Genomic DNA, 17,546 nt, shown 5'->3' with positions numbered 1-17,546 from the left:
CGCGTTGCCCTAATTGCTCGGCGCGAGCACGGTAAAACCTTGCGCCTTAAAGAGTTCGCCAGCCTTGGCGGATTGCAGGCATTTTAGGAATGCCGGGGCATCCTTGCCCTTCGAATCCGCAAGCTGGGCGACTGGATAGATGATCGGCGGATGGGTACCCGCGGGGAACGTGCCGACCACCTTCACGCCAGGCTCCGCATGCGCATCCGTGGCGTAGACGATGCCGAGTGCTGCCTCGCCGGTCGACACCAGTTTTAGAGCGGCGCGGACATTCTCGGCCTGCGCCACCTTGCCTTTGACGGAAGACCAGACACCGAGCGATTCGAGGGCTGCCTTGCCGTATTTGCCGGCAGGCACCGCCTTGACATCGCCCATGGCAAGTTTGCCGTCACCGACGAGCCCGGCAAGAGCGAACCCCTTTTCAATCCTGGTCTCGACCTTGGAATCCCGCGGCGCGACCAGCACAATCTGGTTACCGAGCAGTTTCACTTCGGTTTCGGGCTTGGTCAGCTTCCTGTCGGAAAGATATTTCATCCAGTCGAGATCGGCCGAGATGAACACGTCTGCCGGCGCGCCGCTTTCGATCTGCCTGGCCAGCGCCGAGCTCGCCGCGTAGGAAATGGTTGCCACCTCGCCGACGTCGGCCTCGCAGGCCTTGTTGACGGCGTCGAGCCCTTCCTTGAGGCTCGCCGCGGCAAACACGACCACCTTGTCATCGGCATAGGCCGCCGGCACCACGACCATCAGCATGGCGGCGAGACCGACTTTGGCAATCGTCGTCGAACCCTTGCGCGTCAGCATGAAACTCTCCTCGTCCCGGATCGCCCGAAGCCGTCTATCGATATATCCATGTGAACATAACAAGGAAAGGTTCTTTACCGGCCGCGGTCTTCTGGGCTGAGGTTTTCCTGGCCTGCGATAATCTTCGTCGGATACAGCGGTATCGAGGCCGAAGGAAATATTGCATAAAACAGCGACCAGGGATTGCGTCAGGTCGACGTCGGCGAGCAAGTCGAATGCTGACAACGCCCAAGGGCGTAGCCGCAGTAGGCAATTTCGATATGGACGGTCAGCTATAGTGCTAGACCGCGATCGGCGCCTTGATCGTCGCGTCGGCGAAATAGTTGTCGAGCCGGAAATCCTCGAAGCGGAAAGCAAAGAGATCCTTCACCTCGGGGTTTATCCATAGCGTCGGCAACGCCTTGGGCGTGCGCCGCAATTGCTCGCGCGCCTGCTCGAAATGGTTCGAGTAAAGATGCGCATCGCCGAGCGTGTGGATGAAATCGCCGGGTTTCAATCCGGTCACCTGCGCCACCATCAGCGTCAGCAACGCATAGGAAGCGATGTTGAACGGCACACCGAGAAAAATATCGCCCGAACGCTGGTAGAGCTGGCAGGAAAGCTTGCCTTCCGAAACATAGAACTGGAACAGGCAGTGGCAGGGCGGCAACGCCATGGCCTCCACCTCGGCCGGGTTCCACGCCGAAACGATCAGCCGCCGCGAATTAGGATTTTTGCGTATCTCCTTCAGAAGATTCGCAATCTGGTCGATGGCGCCGCCATGGCCGTCCGGCCACGACCGCCACTGTTTGCCATAGACCGGGCCAAGATCGCCGTTCTCGTCGGCCCACTCATCCCAGATCGAGACGCCGTGATCGTTGAGATATTTGATGTTGGTGTCGCCGGCCAGGAACCACAAAAGCTCGTGGATAATCGACTTCAGGTGCAGCTTCTTGGTGGTGGTGACCGGAAAGCCGCGGGCCAGGTCGAAGCGCATCTGGTAGCCGAATACCGAGCGCGTTCCGGTGCCGGTACGGTCGCCGCGATCAGCGCCGTTTTCCAGCACATGCTTCAGAAGATCGAGATACTGGCGCATCGGCTCCGGTCCGATTCGGGTTGTCAGCCACCATAGCCGAATGACCGTCGGCCGAACACAGCAAAGCGAGACGATTCCAGCAGAAGCCTCACCAGCATCAGCGGCGAGGTTGCTCAGAGCGAGCCGAGCATGCCCAGATCCCTGGCGACAAGGTAATAGAACGTCACCCGGCTCTTGCTGTTGTCGGCCGCCATCGCCTTGCAGGCCTTTTCGATAGCCGCATCTGCCTTGGCGCCGTCGGTGACGCCGAGCTTGCCGGCGACCCAGCTGTTCCTGACGCGCTTCAGTTCCTCCGGGTCGGTGCAGGACACCAGCGAGGAATCGCGGTTCCTGAGCGCGATGCCCAGATGTTTGACGATCTTGGCGACCGCGTCGGCATCCGCCGCCGCATCATATTTCTTTACGTCTGCAAGATAATCGGCCATCGAATTTCCCCTCGTCGGCGCCACGGGATCCGGTTGATGAGGATTGTGGCGCGCTGCCGCAAGTATGCGCTAGGTCTCCTCACCGCCACAAAGCTTCGGTTGAGACCGGCTGCAAGTCAACCCTTCATGATCCACTTTGGCACCGACGAAAGTGGCATTCCGGCCTTTCATTTTCCACCGCCAGTCCCTATATTCGCTTCGTCGGCTCGACCGACTATGGCGATAAACAGGCGATGAAATAAGCCGTTCGGACCCGGGGGCGGTACCCGGCGCCTCCACCAAAAACCGCTGCTCAGGAGCGGCTTTTGCTGGGGGCGAAATAGGATCGACGAAGGTGTAAAGATCGTACTTTTGCCCGGCATTGTACCACCGTTATCGGGCTAAACTTATAGTTGCCAACGACAACTATGCGGAAGCACGTCTCGCCGCGTAAGCGGTGCGATAGCTTCAATTCAAGCCCTAGTGGTTCGCACTTCTAGGCGGGGTTCGGAGGTACCTGGCAACAGAAACCTCCATTTCTCCCTTTTTTGATATGCGCAGCTGCAGGTTGGCCGGCGGCTTTTTTATGCGCCCTGACAGACCCAAGGCGCCGCGGCGTTTATACCAATCCCTGGCTGACCGCATCGATCGCACCGGCGAATGTTTCATCAACGTCTCAGGCTGAGGCGTCTCAGGCTGAGGCGAAAGCCCAAGGGCTTGCCATTATCGGAATCTCCGATGGCAGCATTCGTATCTTCCCGTTTCCCTTCTCTCATGCCTTTGCGGGACAAGGCCTCAGGTTCTCGCCGCGTGTGGTCATGCCCGGCGAGCTACCTGATGGAGACAAGATGAACCAGGAAACCACACCAAAACACGAACGCATCCTGATCGTTGGCGGCAGTTCCGGCATGGGGCTTTCGCTGGCCGAACAGCGGCTTGCCGCCGGCGCTGAGGTTACGATCGTCGGCCGCTCCCAGGACCGGTTGTCGGCCGCACGGCAGCGCTTGCCTCACCCGGAAAGGCTGAGGACGATCGCAGCCGACGTCACAAGCGAGGACGAGGTCCGACGCCTGTTCCAGGATGTCGGTACGCTCGACCACATCGTCTCGACCGCCGCCGACGTCACCGGCGTCTATGTATTGCTTCCCGAGATGGACATCTCGTTGGCGCGGAAAGTGATGGATTCCAAGGTCGTCGGACCGCTTCTTCTTGCCAAACATGGCGCGCCTCGTCTGACGCCCAGGGGATCGATCACGCTGACCTCGGGCATCGCAGCCTATCGTCCGGCGGCGAAAGGTTCGGTGGTGGCAGCCGTTAATGGGGCCCTTGGCTCACTCGCCTACGCGCTTGCCGTCGAACTGGCGCCGATCCGCGTCAACGTCGTCTCGCCGGGCTGGGTCGACACGCCGATTTGGGATGCCGTCGCCGGCAGCGGAAAGACGGCTGCGCTGGACGGCATGGCAAAGCGCCTGCTCGTCGGCCGGATCGGGCAGGCAGCCGACATTGCCCACGCCATCACGTCCCTGATGCATAACGGCTTCATCACCGCAACGGTGCTTCATGTCGATGGTGGCCAGCGGCTGGTCTAGCAATGGCCAAATTTCGCGAACCATTGCGAGGAACAGCCGCAACACCGGCGCTTGAATGCGCCGGTGGCGCCATACCATGGTGACCGGCGTCACCGGGCTGCTTCCGACCCAAGGCAACACGACGATATTGGCATCGGCCGCGGAAGCCACGAGACGAGGAACCAGCGCGCATCCAAGGCCGGCTGCAACAAGGCCCCGTATCGCACCCATGCTGGCGAACTCGCCGACGAGTTTTGGACGGTCAGGCAATGTTGCCGCAAACGTTTCGTCGAACACCCGCCTATAGACGCAACCGGGCTGGGTGACGAGGAAGGCTTCGTCAGCCAGGTCGTCGGACCTTATGGCAGTATATCCGGCCAACCGGTGATTTGCCGGCATTATGACGACGAGCTCTTCCTCGGCTATCTGCTCGCTTCGCAGCTCCGGCGCCGCCGCCGGGACGGCTCCGAAATGGAACGATACGTTCAGCGCCCCGCTTGTCACGCCGGCACGCAACCCACTGCTATCGTTCGCCCTGAGGTCCAGTTCCACATCGGGATGGCGCCGATGGAATTCCCCCAGCAAAGCCGGCAAGCGTGTCGAGCAAAGCGTCTCCAGGCCGCCGACCGTCAGGCGACCGGCAACCGTACCGCTCGCGTCGGCGACAGCGGAACGGGCTTCGTCCGCAAGGTCGAGGAGATCGTTTGCGTAGTCCAGCAGGCGCTGTCCTGCCGTCGTCAGCTTCAAGCCACGCCGTGACCTGTCGAACAGCGACGTGCCCAGATCGGCTTCCAGCGCCTGGATCTGTTCGGTCACGCTCGATTGGGCAAGATGAACCCGCTCGGAGGCGCGCGTGATGTTCAAGGTGGTGGCGACCGCCACGAAGGTCTTGAGATGTCTAAGCTGCATGTCTTGAACCCGTCGTATAGGCATAGGCTGCTTTGAACCGGGACCGCAAACGTGAAAAGGCCGGGAACATCGCCCGGCCTTTTTGTCTCGATAGGTGAAGCTTACTCCGCCGGCGCTTCCGCAACGTCCCGGCTGCGGCCGAGTGTTATCTTGGCCAGTGTGAAGGAGATCGCCGCGCACAGCGTGATGCCCGCCACCATCGGCAGCGGCGTGCCGTCGAAAAACACGCCGGCGACGCCCATTGCGACCGCGCCGATGGCGAAGTGCAGCGTGCCCATCAGCGCCGAAGCGGTGCCGGCGATCTCGCCATGCTCTTCCATGGCCAGCACCGACGTTGTCGGGATGACCAGGCCGAGAAAGCCGTAGCCGATGAACAGCAGCGCCGCCATTACGTCGAGCCGGTCGACACCCGATGCCATCACCGCGAACAGCACCACCATCGTTGTCGCATAGCCGGTCACCGCGACGCGCACCACGCGCTGCAGCCCGAACCGCTCCGATAGCAACCCGGTCAGCTGCGACATGCCGATGAAGGCAACCGCATTGATCGAGAAGAACACGCTGTAAACCGAAGGCGACAGGCCATAATGGTCGATCAGGATGAAGGACGAGCTCGACAGATAGACGAAGAAGCTCGCAATGCCGAAGCCGGCGATGGCCGTCAGGCCAAGGAAGTTGCGGTCGCCCATCAGGAAGCGGTAGCCGGAAAGTGCCGTCCCGAAGGACGAACCGGCGCGCTCTTCGACCGGCCGCGTCTCCTTGAGAGAGGTCGCCAGCAGGATGGTGGCGAGCACGGCCGCGCCCGTCACCGTCCAGAACACGGCGCGCCAGCCGAAGTTCTCGATGATCTGGCTACCGGTCAGCGGCGCCAGGATCGGCGACACCGAAAACACCAGCATCAGCAGCGACATCAACTTGGCGGCCTCGGTGCCGGTATGCAGGTCGCGCACGATCGCGCGCGGCACGGCCATGCCGGCGCTGGCCCCGAGCCCTTGCAGGAAGCGGAAGGCGATCAGCCATTCGATCGAGGGAGCCAGCGCCGAGCCGACGCCGCCGACCATGAACAGCGCCAGGCCGCCGTAGAGCGGCAGCTTGCGGCCGACCATGTCGGAGATCGGTCCGACGACGATCTGGCCGAAGCCCATGGAAAGAAAGAAGATCAGCAGGCTCATCTGCACCGCGGCAGTGCCGGCATGCAGATCCTCGCCTATTGACGGCAGGGCCGGAAGATACATGTCGATGGCAAACGGACCGATCGCGGACAATAGGCCGAGCACGACCGCAATGCGGAGGAATTTGGCGTTCATGATAGCAGGCTCTTTCGAATTCTGGTTGCCGCCGAGGACCGGCGCGTAACCCTAGGACGTTCCATCCCGTGGAGTTCCGACTCTTCTGCGGAACGAAACTCCCTTCGTGCAGTCCACAAATTTAGACAGGCTTGTCTAATTCGTCAACCACCTCTATATAGTTTTGCATGAAGGCCAACGTTTCTCCTGACATTTTCCCGCCGCGGGGCCATGAGGCCAAGCGGATGTCGATTGTCGATGCCGCCACCTCGGTCTTCTGCCGCGAAAGCTTCGCCGGTGCCAATATCGACATGATTGCCGCCGAGGCCGGCGTCTCCCGCCAGACCATCTACAATCATCACGGCGACAAGGAAAAACTCTTCGTTGCCATCGTCCGCGACCTCACCGAACGTTGCAACGCCGGCATCTTTGCCACGGTTTCCACTTTTCCCGATCAGCCGAAGGATCTCGAGGCCGACCTCATCGCCTTTGCTGTGCGCATGAATCACAACTGCATCTGCAATCGCGACGGCAAATTCCTGCGCAAGCTGATCCAGACCGAGGGCGGGCGCTATCCCGAGTTGTTCGCCGAATGGCGCGAAGAAGGACCGGGCAGGACATGGCCGGCGATCGCCGCCCGCTTCGCCCGCCTCGCTCATGCCGGCTTCCTTGATATCGACGATCCCGACGTCGCAGCGCGCCAGTTCATGGCGCTTGCCAATGCCGAGTTGCAGACGACGTTCATGCTCGGCGGCACACCGACCGAGGACGAGGTGGTGCAGTCGGCGACAAATGGCGTGCGCACCTTCCTGCGCGCCTTCCGCAAGCGGCAGCCTGTGGCTCGTAAACAGGGCGCGCTCGCCAGCGCTTGACGATCAAAGCCGTTTGACGATCAAATCGTCGCCGATGGGCTTCGCTTCCGCACGCAGGCGATCTATATCCGGTTTACGCCGCGCTCAAGCTTGATTACAGCTATCAGGACGATTCAACGGAACCCGACAGCCACATGGCCGACGACCACATCCGCTACGACATTCTGGCCCAGGAGGCGTTGCGCGGCGTCATGCGCAAAGTCCTGGCCGAGGTCGCGCGCACCGGTCTCCCGGGCAACCATCACTTCTTCATCACCTTTCTCACCGGCGCGCCGGGCGTGCGCGTGTCGTCGCGGCTGCGCGAGCGCTATCCCGAACAGATGACCATCGTCATCCAGTTCCAGTATTGGGACCTGAAGGTGAGCGACACGGGCTTCGAAGTCGGGTTGTCGTTTTCCGACGTGCCGGAGAAACTGGAAATCCCGTTCTCGGCAGTGCGCGGCTTTTACGATCCATCCGTCAACTTCGAGCTCGAATTCGACGTCAAGACCGATACCCCGGCGGAACAGGAGACAAAGGCCAAGCCTGCTCCCGAGCCGCTGGCCATCGTCGCCGAGAAAAAGCCTGAGACGAAGAAGAAAAACGCTGAGGTGGAAAAGAAGCCTGCCGCGGCCGACGCCGGTGCCAAGGGCGCCGACGTGGTGTCGCTCGACGCCTTCCGCAAGAAATGACCCGACGGGCGGCGTGACATGGCCGAGATCGTCAATCTCCGTCAGGCACGCAAGCAGAAGGCGCGAACCGAGAAGGAGCGCCTGGCCGAGCAGAACCGGGCGCTGCATGGCCGTTCCAAAACCAGCCGGGATCGCGACCGCCTGATCGCCGACAAGGCCGATAAGTTCGTCGCCGGCCATCGCCGCGAAAAATCGGGCGATTCGGACAAATCCGATGCTTGAATGTGAATAGGATCGTCGCGTGAGCCCGGTCGAAAAGCGCTCGGTCACGATTCGCGGCCACCGCACCAGCTATTCGCTCGAAAAGCCTTTTTACGACGACCTGATCGCTATTGCGGCCGTGCGAAAACTGACGCTCGCCGCGCTTGTCGCCGAAATCGACGAGAGCCGCCCGCGCGATGCGAACCTCTCCTCGGCGCTCAGGCTCTATGTGCTGGATTGGGCCAAGCGCGGCAAGTTTTAGCCTTCAGGCAACGCTATCCTGTTTCCTGCGCCGGATACGGAAGCCCAGCAAAGCCGAGCGGTCGCGTTCTTCGGCCTGTTTCTTCGATCTGACGCGCATCAGGTCCTTCCAGCCGACATAGCCCACCAGCCGGGCATTTTCTCGTGTGACGACCGGCAAATGGGACACGTTCGCCATCAGCAGCTTGTCGGAGAGACCCTCGAGATACTCATCCGGATAGGCCAGCGTGACCTTGCTGCCGGCCAGCAGTTCGCCAAGCGTCGTCGTGCGGTGCTTGCCGGTGCGTCTCCAGCGCAGGATCGCCGGCGGGTCGATGACGCCAAGCACGTGGCGCTCTTCATCGACGACCGGAAAGCTCGGATGTCGTGTCTCCGGCGCCGTCAGGAACGCTGCCGCGCCGTGCAGCGTCATTGTCGCCGGCACACTCTCGACGTCGCTGGTCATCACCTCGCGCACCCTGGTCAGGGCGAACGGATCGACACGGTATTCGCGAACCATGTGATGCCCTCGCCGTGCGATTTTTTCGGTGAGGATCGAACGCTTCATCAACAGCACGGTCACCGCGTGCGCAGTGGCAGTTGCCGCGATCAGCGGCACCAGGACATGGGTGTTGCCGGTCAGTTCGACCGCAAAGAAGGTGGCGGTCAGCGGCGCACGCATGGTGCCGCCCATCGTCGCCGCCATCGCCAGCAGCGCCCAGAAGCCCGGATCGGCGGCCGGTAGGAAGCCGGCGAGGACCGCGCCCATCGCCCCGCCCATGATCAGCAGCGGCGCCAGCACACCTCCCGACGTTCCCGAGCCGAGTGCGACCGACCAGATGATCGCCTTCACCACCAACAGGGTGAGCGCAGCGGTCGCTATGGTGCGGCCATCCAGCATGTCGGCGATATTGTCATAGCCGACGCCGAGCGCCTGCGGCTCGATCAGCCCGCCAATGCCGACCACCAGGCCGCCGAGCATCGGCCACCACATCCAGTGGATGGGCAGCTTCTGGAAACCGTCCTCGCAGGCATAGACCATCTGGGTCAGCAACCCCGATAGCAGCCCGGCTGCCATGCCGACCAGCACCCAGCCGGCAAGGGCTGGAAATGAAACCTCCATGCCGCCCTGAAACGGGAAGATCGGCCCCGGCAGGTGCAGCATGGTGCGCTCGACCTCGGCAATAACCGCGGCGACCGCTACGGGAATGAAGCTGCGCGGCGTCCATTCGAAGAGCAGCAATTCCACCGCAAGCATGATGGCAGCGATCGGTGTTCCGAACACGGTGGTCATGCCGGCCGCCGCACCCGCCACCAGCAGCGTCTTGCGTTCATTGTCGCCGACCGGCAGCATCTGCGCGATTAGCGAGCCGATGGCGCCGCCGGTCATGATGATAGGCCCTTCCGCGCCGAATGGCCCACCGGTGCCGATCGAGACTGCCGACGACAACGGCTTCAGGATTGCCACCTTGGCGTCGAGCCGCGAGCGTCCGAGCAGGATCGCCTCGATGGCTTCGGGAATGCCATGGCCGCGAATCTTGTCGCTTCCGAAGCGAGCCATCACACCGATGATCAATGCCCCGATGACCGGAACAAATACCGAGGCATAGCCAAACGGCGTATCCTGCAGTTTCAGGTCGGCGAGCGTGAACTGGCCAAAATAGGCGATGTTCGTGGCAAGCCGGATCAGCTTCAAAAGGGCAATGCCGGCAAACAGCCCCACCGTCGCCACCACCACCGCTATGCCGGCAATGAGCAGCACCCGGGCATCGGTGGTAAAATCCCGCAGATGGCCCGGGTTGGCGTGATCGGACTTCATTTGCAAACCTTGCTTTCTGACGGCGTGCCGACTTGCGGATGGGTCGCCGGCCGTGCCACCGATGATGGCGGGCACGAGCCATGTTGGTGCGTTCTGTATCGTAACACGATATAAATGTTCAAGGCCCGTTTGCGGCTTTGTCGGAAAGGATTCGATGGCAGACACTTCGAAGCCACAAAAGCGCGGCGCAACGATCGGGCCGGCCGATTACCAGAGGCTGTCCGAATTTCGTTACCTGATCCGCCGCTTTCTCGAATTCAGCCAAATCCAGGCGCAGGAAGCCGGCCTGACACCACGCCAGCATCAGGCCCTGCTTGCGATCAAAGGGTTTCCCGGCGGAGGGCCGGTGACCATTGGCGACCTCGCGGAGCGCCTGCGCATCCGCCATCACAGCGCAGTGGAATTGGTCAACCGTCTTTGCGAAGCCGGGCTCGTCGCGAGGGAGCACGACGAGGAGGACCACCGCCGCGTGCTGCTGCGGCTGACCGAGCGCGCCGACGACAGTCTCGCCGATCTGTCAGCCGCTCATCTCGACGAACTCGGGCGGATCGAGCCGATGCTGAAGCGCTTGCTTGCTGGACCCGATATATAAAGGATACGCCGTCACCCGCCATTCAGCGATTTTAGCAGATCGTCGATCGACGAGGGATCGAACTTGAGCTTTGGCGGGGGCTGCACTGGCGGTGGCACGTTATTTGCGGCCGGTGGCGCCCGTTCCGCTCGCTCCGCCGCGGCCTTGCGTTCGGCGTCGAGCCTTGCCTTCTCTTCCGAGGCGATCCGCAACGCCTCTTCCGCCCTTTGGCGTTGCTGTTCTTCGGCCTGCGCGGCTTCCTCGGCAGCCTGTTGCGCCGCCTTGGCTTTGGCTTCAGCATCCGCTTTGGCCTTTGCAGCCGCCTCGGCTTTCGCCCTCGCCTCGGCTTCGGCCTTCGCTGCTGCATCCGCCTTCGCCTTGGCTTCGGCCTGCGCCCTGGCCTCCGCTTCGGCTTGGGCCTGCGCCTCGGCTTCGGCCTTTGCCCTGGCGTCCGCTTCAGCCTTCGCCTTGGCTTCAGCCTGCGCCCTCGCCTCCGCTTCGGCTTGGGCCTGAGCCTCGGCTTCGGCCTTTGCCCTGGCGTCGGCCTCAGCCTTCAGCCGCGCCGCTTCCTCCTCCTGCTTGCGCCGTTCCGCCGCCGCTCTTTCACGCTCGGTTTGCAAGGCAGCGTAGTAGCGCACCTCACGCCGCAGCCTTTGTTTCTCGAGCAGTGCGGCTTGCATGGCTTCGACTCGCTGCTGCTCCTTTTCCAGCGCACGCTGGGTCAGGAACTGGGCCAGCGGCTCGCTGTCGAACTGCCGTTTGGTGGCGCCGAACGGACCGTCGACGCTGAAATTCAAAATCGGTTCGGAGCCGACCAGCGCCTCATCGCCGGGTCGATAGGCGATCTCGCCCTTGGCATCGACGGTGCTGGTGTTCAGATCGGCGGTGATGTCGGCGGACAGCGTCGCGCCCGGGCTTTCCAATTTGACCGGCGGTGCTCTCAGCGTGCCGCCGGCGATGGTGAAGGCAATATCGGTGTCCTGCGCCGGAAAACTGCCCGCCGCGGCGATCTGCGGCACAAAACCGGCAGTCTTCGATGCGTCGATATCGCGCCCGATCGGGTCGGCCTTGGCAATAAGTGCGCCAAAGGCATCGGGATTAAAGCCGGCAATAGTCATACCCTTCAGCGTCGCCGTGCCGGAACCGGACAGCGCCGCGACCATCGCGTCGACCGATTTGCCGCTGGTCGAAAGCGCCGTCGAGAAATCGCCGCTTCCGCTGATGCCGGCCTCCGGCAGCACAGCTGTCAAATCGGAGCCGGCGAGTTTCATCTGACCGGAGAAAAGCCCGGTGCCGTCATTGTTCTTGAGCTCGAACAGGCCACTCAACTCGCCCCCGAGGAATTTTGCCTTGAGGTCGGAAACACGGATGCCCTCCTGGTCGAGCTGCAGCGAAAGCGCAGCGTCATAGGCGGTGGCAAGCGGGCCGGCGGCAAGCGACGCCGCCGTCAGATCGAGATCGGCGGTAAATGGCAGACTGGATTTCTGGCTGAACGGTGCCGTCGGCCAGGTCCTGTCATTGACAAGGAAAGCCTGGTCGCCGAACAGCATCACCGCCATCGGATCGAGGTCCAGTTCGTCCAGCGACAGCGCGCCGGCAAGATGCGGCAGCCCCTCTTTGATGTCGATATTTACGTCACCGGAAACCGCCGCTTCGTTGACGGCGCCGCTGAGTCCGCTCAGCACCAGGAGACCATTGCCGTAGTCGGCATCGGCAGCAAGCGACGTCGACATGCCGGTCTCCATGCCGGGCAGGCCGACGCCGGTCGTCATCAGCCATGGCGAGATGTCGGCCGTTTCAAGGCTGACCTTGCCCTTGGCGGCCGCGCCCTGAGGCGTGTCGGCAATTGTCCCGTCGAAACCAGCTTTGAAGTCATTGCCGGCCAGGCTGAATCGTGTCGCCAGGCCGCCGCCAAGCGTGCCTTTGGCCGAGACGTCGGTGGTCGCCTCGCCGAGCATGCCGAGCGGCAGTGCCGGCAGACCGTAAAGCGCCAGAAGCGCGGTGGCGTCGGCGTTCCTTGCGTTGAAGGTCAGCGTCACCGGCGCTTCGAGAGGCCGGTCGAGCGCCCCTTTGCCGGACAACGACGCCGAAAAGGCCGAGCCACCGGCCTTGCCCTGTGCGCTCATGGCCAGTCCGGTCGTACCATCGCCATTGTCTGCGGCACTCGTGACCGCGTCGATACGCGCATCCTGGAACAGCTCGGGATAGGCAGCAGCGCGCTCCGCCAGCCACTTCAGCACCGCATTGTCTGGATAATGCTGGACGGCGACGTCGATCAGCGGCTTGAGGTCGACGGCGACCACCGAGGCGTCGAGCTTGCCGGTCGGGCTCGCCGGGAAATCCTTGATCCGGCCGGTGGCGCTGATCGAGGCGCCGGCAAGTCCGCCGACCGACAGGCGGTCGATCTCAAGCAGCCCCTCACGCAATCTAAGTGAAGTATCGACGCTATCGGCGGTCAAGCCGCCGGCGCTGACCGGCCCGGCCTTGATTTGGAAATCGAGGTCGCGATCGGAAAAGCGGTTGGCGCCCTTGTCGCTGACGAAGATCGAGGCGAAGGCAGCGAGCCCATCGACGTCGAGTTCGCCACCTTCGAGTTGCATCAGCACCGATGGACGGGTTTCGTCGGGCTGGTTGGAATCGATGCGGCCGGAGAACTTCGCCTTGCCGAGGATGAGTTCGAGATCGCTGAAGGCCTGGTGTTTTTCGCTCAAATCCACCTTGGCCTTGAAGCCGGCGGCCGGCAAACGGCGGATCGCCTCGTCGACGTCCTTCGACAGCCAGGCGGCAAAGCCGGAGGGCTGCGCCACCGCCAGAAGCAGCGATCCGGTGAAACCGAAATGGTCCTCGACGCTGACCATGCCATTGGCTTCCAGCTTGGCGCGACCGGGCAGCGTGGCGGCCAGCGATTTTACCGCCCAGCCGCCTTCGGCCGGCTCGGCGGACAGATGCACGTCGCGAACCGTGGTGTCGCCTGCGACCACCGCCGGCAGTTTCACCTCGACCGTGCCCGGTATGGTCGGCTTCGGCAGATCGAGCAGCGCCTCCTCGAGCGCCGCCACCCGTTCGGACAGCGTCAATCCGGCCCCGGCCGCCGCCCCGACGGCCTCGTCGAACTGCACCTGCGCGCCATTGGCCTCGATAGAGAAATGCGGCTTCAGCCCAAGGTCGACCGCAGCCTTGCCGTCGGCGGTGTAGGGATTGTCGAGCGGCCCGGTCTCGAAGCGGAATTCGTCGACGCCGAGCTTCTGGTGGTCGAGCGAAAACTTGCCGTTCAGCCTGAAGCCCGGGTCCGGTTTGCCGGCGCTGACCTTCAGCGCCTCGCCGCCGGTGCCGCGCGGCCGCGCCGCGGTTCGGTCTGCGCCCGATATCTTGAACTGGCCCGAATAGACGGCGGCGCCCTCAACGAGGCCCACATTGCCGTCGGTCTCGATGACCAGCGGATAGGCATCCGGATCGGCCTTGAGCCTGAGCCGCATTTGCCCGTCCGGTTCGGCCTTGCCGGTGGAAGCGGCGATCGTGGTCCGCAACCCGTCCAGCAACAGTGAGCCGTCCAGCCTCCAGGGGCCGGCCAGCGACTTGGCCGAGATCGTTGAGTTGATCTCGGAAATAAGATGGCTGCGCCCGCCGGCGGCGTGGCTGAGCGCGATCTGTCCTTCCGTCACCGTCAGCTTCTCGATGGAAATCTGACCGGGATCGAAGGGCGAGGATGGCCGTATAGTCCAGTCGACCGTGCCGTCGGCGGCGATGTCGATCGTCGCCTTCGGCCGCACCAGCCGCATGTCGAAGATTAGCACTTCACCGCGCAGGAATGGCGCGAGTTCTGCATCCATCGAAAAGGTTTCGACGGTCATCGCCGGCTGGCCGTTGGGGCCACCGGCAACGGCGACATTCGAGAACGTCACCGAGGGGAACGGCAGCAGCCTCGCCGTCGCATCGCCTTGCACGGTCACCTTGCGACCGAGGACGGCACTGGCCTCGCGCTCGAAATCGGCACGGTAACCCGTCCAGTCGACAAAGTACGGCACCACCAGCGCCGCACACAGCACCAGCACAAGAAGCCCACCGAAGATCACGAACAGGCGTGCGAGCATCAGCTCCTGGATAGTTTTGGTTGAAAGTCAGTGGCACTCTACCCGCATCAGCGTGTCGATAAAGAGGCAAATGGGGGCACGGCAGCGGCCTGAAGGTCAGTCCTTTCCAGGCAATATCTTGCCGGGGTTCATTATATTCAGCGGGTCGAGCGCCTTCTTGATCGTGCGCATGATGTCGACGCCATGGCCAAGCTCGTGCCGCAGGAAGCCGATCTTGCCTTGCCCTATGCCATGCTCGCCGGTGCAGGTGCCGTCCATGGCGATGGCGCGCATGTTGAGCCGCGCCACGAATTTTTCCGCCAGCGCGATCTCCTTCGGATCGTTCACGTCCATCAGCACCAGCACATGGAAATTGCCGTCGCCGGCATGGCCGACGATCGGCGCGATCAGGCCCATCTCGGCGATATCCACCTCGGTCTCGGTGACACATTCGGCAAAGCGCGAGATCGGCACGCAGACATCGGTCGACAGGCCCCTGGCACCCGGCCGCAGCGTCAGCGACGACCAGTAGGCATCGTGCCTGGCCTTCCACAATTTCGTCCGCTCTTCGGCGACGCTGGTCCACAGGAACGGACCGCCGCCATTTTCCTCGGCGATCACGCCGAAGGTTTCGGCCTGCTCGGCGACGCCGGCATCGCTGCCGTGGAACTCGACGAACAGGCACGGGCTCTCCGGATAATCAAGCTTCGAATAGGTCTTCATCGCCCGCATCTGCAGCGCGTTGACCAATTCGATGCGCGCCACCGGAATGCCCATCTGGATGGTCGCGATCACCGCATTGCACGCCGCCTCGACACTGGCGAACGGGCAGACGCCGCCCGAAATCGCCTGCGGAATGCCCTGCAGCTTCAACGTCAGCTGGGTGATGATGCCGAGCGTGCCTTCCGAGCCGATCAGCAGCCGTGTCAGATCGTAGCCGGCCGAGCTTTTCTTGGCGCGCTTGCCGGTCGTCACTGCTTCACCGTCGGCCATCACCGCGGTCAGCGACAGGACGTTTTCGCGCATCGTGCCGTAGCGCACGGCGTTGGTGCCCGAGGCCCGCGTCGCCGCCATGCCGCCGAGCGAGGCGTTGGCGCCCGGATCGATCGGAAAGAACAGGCCGGTGTCGCGCAGGTGCCGGTTGAGGTCCTCGCGCGTCACGCCGGGCTCGACGGTGCAATCGAGGTCCTGGGGATTGACTGCAATGATGCGGCTCATGCGTGACGTATCGAGCGAGATGCCGCCGCCCGGCGCGTTGGTGTGACCTTCCAGCGAAGAGCCGACGCCGAAGGCGATCACCGGCACGCGATGCGCCGCGCATGCGCGCACGATCTCCTGCACCTCCTGCGTGGTCTCGGCAAAGGCGACGCCGTCCGGCGCCTGCGTCGGAATATAGGTCGTGGTGTGCGCGTGCTGGGCGCGGATCGCCTGGCCGGTCTGGAATCGCTCGCCGAGCCGCTGCTTGAGGATGCCGAGCACGGCGGCAATGCCTTCTTCGTTGCGCTCGACCGGATTGAGGTCGCTTAGAGCCATCGATTCCTCCGCGAATGGACCAGCGTCCACCCTTGTTCTGCTTCTACGGATGCGTAGTCTCACCAAGCACGCTCTGTCCAGTCCACGCTCACCCCGGCATGACGAGAAGGAAGTTTCCGATGCCCATCCCCGCCCCTTTCGTCTCTCGCGCCATGGACATCGAGGAGGCCTGGATCGACTACAACGGCCATCTCAACATGGCCTATTACAACGTGCTGTTCGATCGTTGCTCCGACGAAGCATTCGAGATGATGGGGATGGGGCCGGATTATGTGAAAGAACGACGGCTGACCATCTACACCGCGGAAGTGCATGTCTGCTACGTCCAGGAGTTGCATCTCGACCACAAGGTCACGGTCTCGTTCCAACTCCTCGACCATGACGAGAAGCGGCTGAGGGCCTATCAGGAAATCCGGCATCGCGACGGCTGGCTTGCCGCCACATCCGAAACGCTGTCGCTGCATGTCGACATGGCTGGCCCGAAGGTAGCGCCCTTCCCCGCCGACGTCCTGGCCAGGGTGGAAGCGATGCGCGCCGCCCATGCCGCCCTGCCGATGCCGGAGCGCGCCGGCCGCTCGATCGGTATTCGTCGTAAGCCGGCTTGAACCAAGAGAGCGCTTGAACCACTGGCCAACCGCCGTTAACCTTACCGAGGTTTTAACGTGAACAAGCCGAATTGAGACGTTGAACGACTCAGCGCGGCGTTGGAAAACCATCCGCATCGAATTGCGATACGGGCGGCGGAGCAGCAGCGGTTCGGGGAACGTGCATGAAAACCGATATCAAGGTCGAAGCGGACAGGCTGGCGGCTGACCCACGCATCACCGACTATGATTTCTGGCGCTCGCTGAAGAACCTCAACAACGAGATCTTCCACATCGCCAACAACAACGAGCCGATCCCCTTCGCCATGATCCGCTGGCGCGCCATCCTGAAGCAGGCGCGGATGAAACGCGGCCACGCCTGAACGGTGCGGGAAGAAACAGACCGGTCGTCCGGTTTGCATTTCTGATGATGTGCTGACGAACGATCCCAAGCGTCAAGGCTGGCGCTTCACGCCCCCAGCGGCGATCGCGGCACCACCGGCGACGACTGGATGATCGCCGTGTTGGTCATCGCAAATGGGATGATGCGGTCGATCACCCGTTCGAGCTCGGCCACCGAGCCGACATGCGCCAAAGCGATGAAACAGTCCTCGCCGGTCACCCTGTCGCATTGGGCGATTTCCGGCAGCTCGCGGATGATCTCGGCCACGACGGCCAATTGGCCCGGCACCGGCCTGATGCGCAGCCATGCCGACAGCTTCATGCCGAGCGCGGCCGGATTGATACGCACCGTATAGGCCTCGATCACACCGCTTTCCTGCAGCCGCTTGATGCGCTCGGCAACGCTCGGCGCCGACAGGCCGACCGACCGCGCCAGTTCGGCGGTGCTGGTGCGCGCGTCCTTTTCCAGCAGGCGCAGGATTTTCAGGTCCGCCGGATCCAGATCGCTATTTTCATTTCGAAGGCGTTTCAGCGGAATAC

At 62.8% G+C, this 17,546-nt stretch carries 16 protein-coding genes, 1 other RNA gene and 1 pseudogene; 9 read left to right on the top strand and 9 right to left on the bottom strand.

The window, feature by feature from the left end; all coding sequences use genetic code 11:
- Positions 1-9: 9 nt before the first annotated feature.
- The 3 genes from modA to NKH78_RS11775 all read right to left on the bottom strand — a co-directional run bounded on the left by modA (position 10) and on the right by NKH78_RS11775 (position 2,301).
- Positions 10-801, bottom strand: a complete 792-nt coding sequence (modA, locus tag NKH78_RS11785; RefSeq protein WP_502899800.1) for a molybdate ABC transporter substrate-binding protein — start codon at positions 799-801, stop codon at positions 10-12.
- 280 nt (positions 802-1,081) lie between these two features.
- Complete coding sequence (locus tag NKH78_RS11780) at positions 1,082-1,876, bottom strand: thymidylate synthase (RefSeq protein WP_352739949.1); 795 nt, start codon at positions 1,874-1,876, stop codon at positions 1,082-1,084.
- Between the two features lie 113 nt (positions 1,877-1,989).
- Positions 1,990-2,301 (bottom strand): DUF2853 family protein, encoded by a 312-nt coding sequence (locus tag NKH78_RS11775; RefSeq protein ID WP_254818940.1) that lies wholly within the window; start codon positions 2,299-2,301, stop codon positions 1,990-1,992.
- Positions 2,302-2,462: 161 nt separating this feature from the next.
- Between NKH78_RS11775 and ssrA the strand changes: the two genes are divergently transcribed.
- Together ssrA and NKH78_RS11765 are read left to right on the top strand one after the other, a co-directional pair.
- Positions 2,463-2,818: a transfer-messenger RNA gene (ssrA, locus tag NKH78_RS11770) on the top strand.
- A gap of 310 nt (positions 2,819-3,128) precedes the next feature.
- Complete coding sequence (locus NKH78_RS11765; protein WP_352703547.1) at positions 3,129-3,869, top strand: SDR family oxidoreductase; 741 nt, start codon at positions 3,129-3,131, stop codon at positions 3,867-3,869.
- Between the two features lie 72 nt (positions 3,870-3,941).
- Here the strand turns inward: NKH78_RS11765 and NKH78_RS11760 are convergent.
- Positions 3,942-4,757: pseudogene (locus NKH78_RS11760) on the bottom strand (LysR family transcriptional regulator); the annotation flags it as partial.
- Between the two features lie 101 nt (positions 4,758-4,858).
- Positions 4,859-6,064, bottom strand: a complete 1,206-nt coding sequence (locus NKH78_RS11755; RefSeq protein WP_023676705.1) for a multidrug effflux MFS transporter — start codon at positions 6,062-6,064, stop codon at positions 4,859-4,861.
- Positions 6,065-6,231: 167 nt separating this feature from the next.
- Between NKH78_RS11755 and NKH78_RS11750 the strand changes: the two genes are divergently transcribed.
- The 4 genes from NKH78_RS11750 to NKH78_RS11735 all read left to right on the top strand — a co-directional run bounded on the left by NKH78_RS11750 (position 6,232) and on the right by NKH78_RS11735 (position 8,049).
- The gene (locus NKH78_RS11750) at positions 6,232-6,915 is read left to right on the top strand and encodes a TetR/AcrR family transcriptional regulator (RefSeq protein ID WP_352739951.1); all 684 of its coding nucleotides are present in this window, start codon (positions 6,232-6,234) and stop codon (positions 6,913-6,915) included.
- A 134-nt stretch (positions 6,916-7,049) separates the two neighbouring features.
- On the top strand, positions 7,050-7,586 hold the full coding sequence (locus tag NKH78_RS11745) for an SspB family protein (RefSeq protein ID WP_254818944.1): 537 nt from the start codon (positions 7,050-7,052) through the stop codon (positions 7,584-7,586).
- Positions 7,587-7,604: 18 nt separating this feature from the next.
- Positions 7,605-7,808, top strand: a complete 204-nt coding sequence (locus tag NKH78_RS11740; protein WP_352739953.1) for a DUF4169 family protein — start codon at positions 7,605-7,607, stop codon at positions 7,806-7,808.
- Positions 7,809-7,827: 19 nt separating this feature from the next.
- Positions 7,828-8,049, top strand: coding sequence for a ribbon-helix-helix domain-containing protein (locus NKH78_RS11735; RefSeq protein ID WP_254818946.1), 222 nt, complete (start codon positions 7,828-7,830; stop codon positions 8,047-8,049).
- Between the two features lie 3 nt (positions 8,050-8,052).
- On the opposite strand, the gene NKH78_RS11730 is transcribed toward NKH78_RS11735, so the two are convergent.
- On the bottom strand, positions 8,053-9,846 hold the full coding sequence (locus tag NKH78_RS11730; RefSeq protein WP_352739955.1) for a chloride channel protein: 1,794 nt from the start codon (positions 9,844-9,846) through the stop codon (positions 8,053-8,055).
- 154 nt (positions 9,847-10,000) lie between these two features.
- On the opposite strand from NKH78_RS11730, the gene NKH78_RS11725 reads away from it, so the two are divergent.
- The gene (locus NKH78_RS11725; protein ID WP_352687624.1) at positions 10,001-10,438 is read left to right on the top strand and encodes a MarR family winged helix-turn-helix transcriptional regulator; all 438 of its coding nucleotides are present in this window, start codon (positions 10,001-10,003) and stop codon (positions 10,436-10,438) included.
- 11 nt (positions 10,439-10,449) lie between these two features.
- On the opposite strand, the gene NKH78_RS11720 is transcribed toward NKH78_RS11725, so the two are convergent.
- Together NKH78_RS11720 and NKH78_RS11715 are read right to left on the bottom strand one after the other, a co-directional pair.
- A complete protein-coding gene (locus NKH78_RS11720; RefSeq protein WP_352739957.1) occupies positions 10,450-14,508 on the bottom strand; it encodes an AsmA family protein in 4,059 nt (1,352 codons plus the stop codon).
- A 96-nt stretch (positions 14,509-14,604) separates the two neighbouring features.
- Positions 14,605-16,020, bottom strand: coding sequence for an FAD-binding oxidoreductase (locus NKH78_RS11715; RefSeq protein WP_352882938.1), 1,416 nt, complete (start codon positions 16,018-16,020; stop codon positions 14,605-14,607).
- 119 nt (positions 16,021-16,139) lie between these two features.
- Between NKH78_RS11715 and NKH78_RS11710 the strand changes: the two genes are divergently transcribed.
- Positions 16,140-16,625: a thioesterase family protein gene (locus NKH78_RS11710; RefSeq protein WP_352505630.1), complete on the top strand. Its 486-nt coding sequence runs from the start codon at positions 16,140-16,142 to the stop codon at positions 16,623-16,625.
- A gap of 164 nt (positions 16,626-16,789) precedes the next feature.
- Positions 16,790-16,987, top strand: a complete 198-nt coding sequence (locus NKH78_RS11705) for a hypothetical protein (protein ID WP_023676715.1) — start codon at positions 16,790-16,792, stop codon at positions 16,985-16,987.
- Positions 16,988-17,073: 86 nt separating this feature from the next.
- On the opposite strand, the gene NKH78_RS11700 is transcribed toward NKH78_RS11705, so the two are convergent.
- Positions 17,074-17,538: an Lrp/AsnC family transcriptional regulator gene (locus NKH78_RS11700; RefSeq protein ID WP_352505671.1), complete on the bottom strand. Its 465-nt coding sequence runs from the start codon at positions 17,536-17,538 to the stop codon at positions 17,074-17,076.
- Positions 17,539-17,546: the final 8 nt, after the last annotated feature.

It is taken from the genome of Mesorhizobium sp. M0910, assembly GCF_040319465.1.
Taxonomy (GTDB): domain Bacteria; phylum Pseudomonadota; class Alphaproteobacteria; order Rhizobiales; family Rhizobiaceae; genus Mesorhizobium.
This window is presented reverse-complemented; position numbering and strand designations above follow the sequence as displayed.

Bases quoted from the DNA above. Each gene is read 5' to 3' on its own strand.
- modA (WP_502899800.1), bottom strand. From the start codon at position 801: ATGCTGACGCGCAAGGGTTCGACGACGATTGCCAAAGTCGGTCTCGCC.
- NKH78_RS11780 (WP_352739949.1), bottom strand. From the start codon at position 1,876: ATGCGCCAGTATCTCGATCTTCTGAAGCATGTGCTGGAAAACGGCGCT.
- NKH78_RS11775 (WP_254818940.1), bottom strand. From the start codon at position 2,301: ATGGCCGATTATCTTGCAGACGTAAAGAAATATGATGCGGCGGCGGAT.
- NKH78_RS11765 (WP_352703547.1), top strand. From the start codon at position 3,129: ATGAACCAGGAAACCACACCAAAACACGAACGCATCCTGATCGTTGGC.
- NKH78_RS11755 (WP_023676705.1), bottom strand. From the start codon at position 6,064: ATGAACGCCAAATTCCTCCGCATTGCGGTCGTGCTCGGCCTATTGTCC.
- NKH78_RS11750 (WP_352739951.1), top strand. From the start codon at position 6,232: ATGAAGGCCAACGTTTCTCCTGACATTTTCCCGCCGCGGGGCCATGAG.
- NKH78_RS11745 (WP_254818944.1), top strand. From the start codon at position 7,050: ATGGCCGACGACCACATCCGCTACGACATTCTGGCCCAGGAGGCGTTG.
- NKH78_RS11740 (WP_352739953.1), top strand. From the start codon at position 7,605: ATGGCCGAGATCGTCAATCTCCGTCAGGCACGCAAGCAGAAGGCGCGA.
- NKH78_RS11730 (WP_352739955.1), bottom strand. From the start codon at position 9,846: ATGAAGTCCGATCACGCCAACCCGGGCCATCTGCGGGATTTTACCACC.
- NKH78_RS11725 (WP_352687624.1), top strand. From the start codon at position 10,001: ATGGCAGACACTTCGAAGCCACAAAAGCGCGGCGCAACGATCGGGCCG.
- NKH78_RS11720 (WP_352739957.1), bottom strand. From the start codon at position 14,508: ATGCTCGCACGCCTGTTCGTGATCTTCGGTGGGCTTCTTGTGCTGGTG.
- NKH78_RS11715 (WP_352882938.1), bottom strand. From the start codon at position 16,020: ATGGCTCTAAGCGACCTCAATCCGGTCGAGCGCAACGAAGAAGGCATT.
- NKH78_RS11710 (WP_352505630.1), top strand. From the start codon at position 16,140: ATGCCCATCCCCGCCCCTTTCGTCTCTCGCGCCATGGACATCGAGGAG.
- NKH78_RS11705 (WP_023676715.1), top strand. From the start codon at position 16,790: ATGAAAACCGATATCAAGGTCGAAGCGGACAGGCTGGCGGCTGACCCA.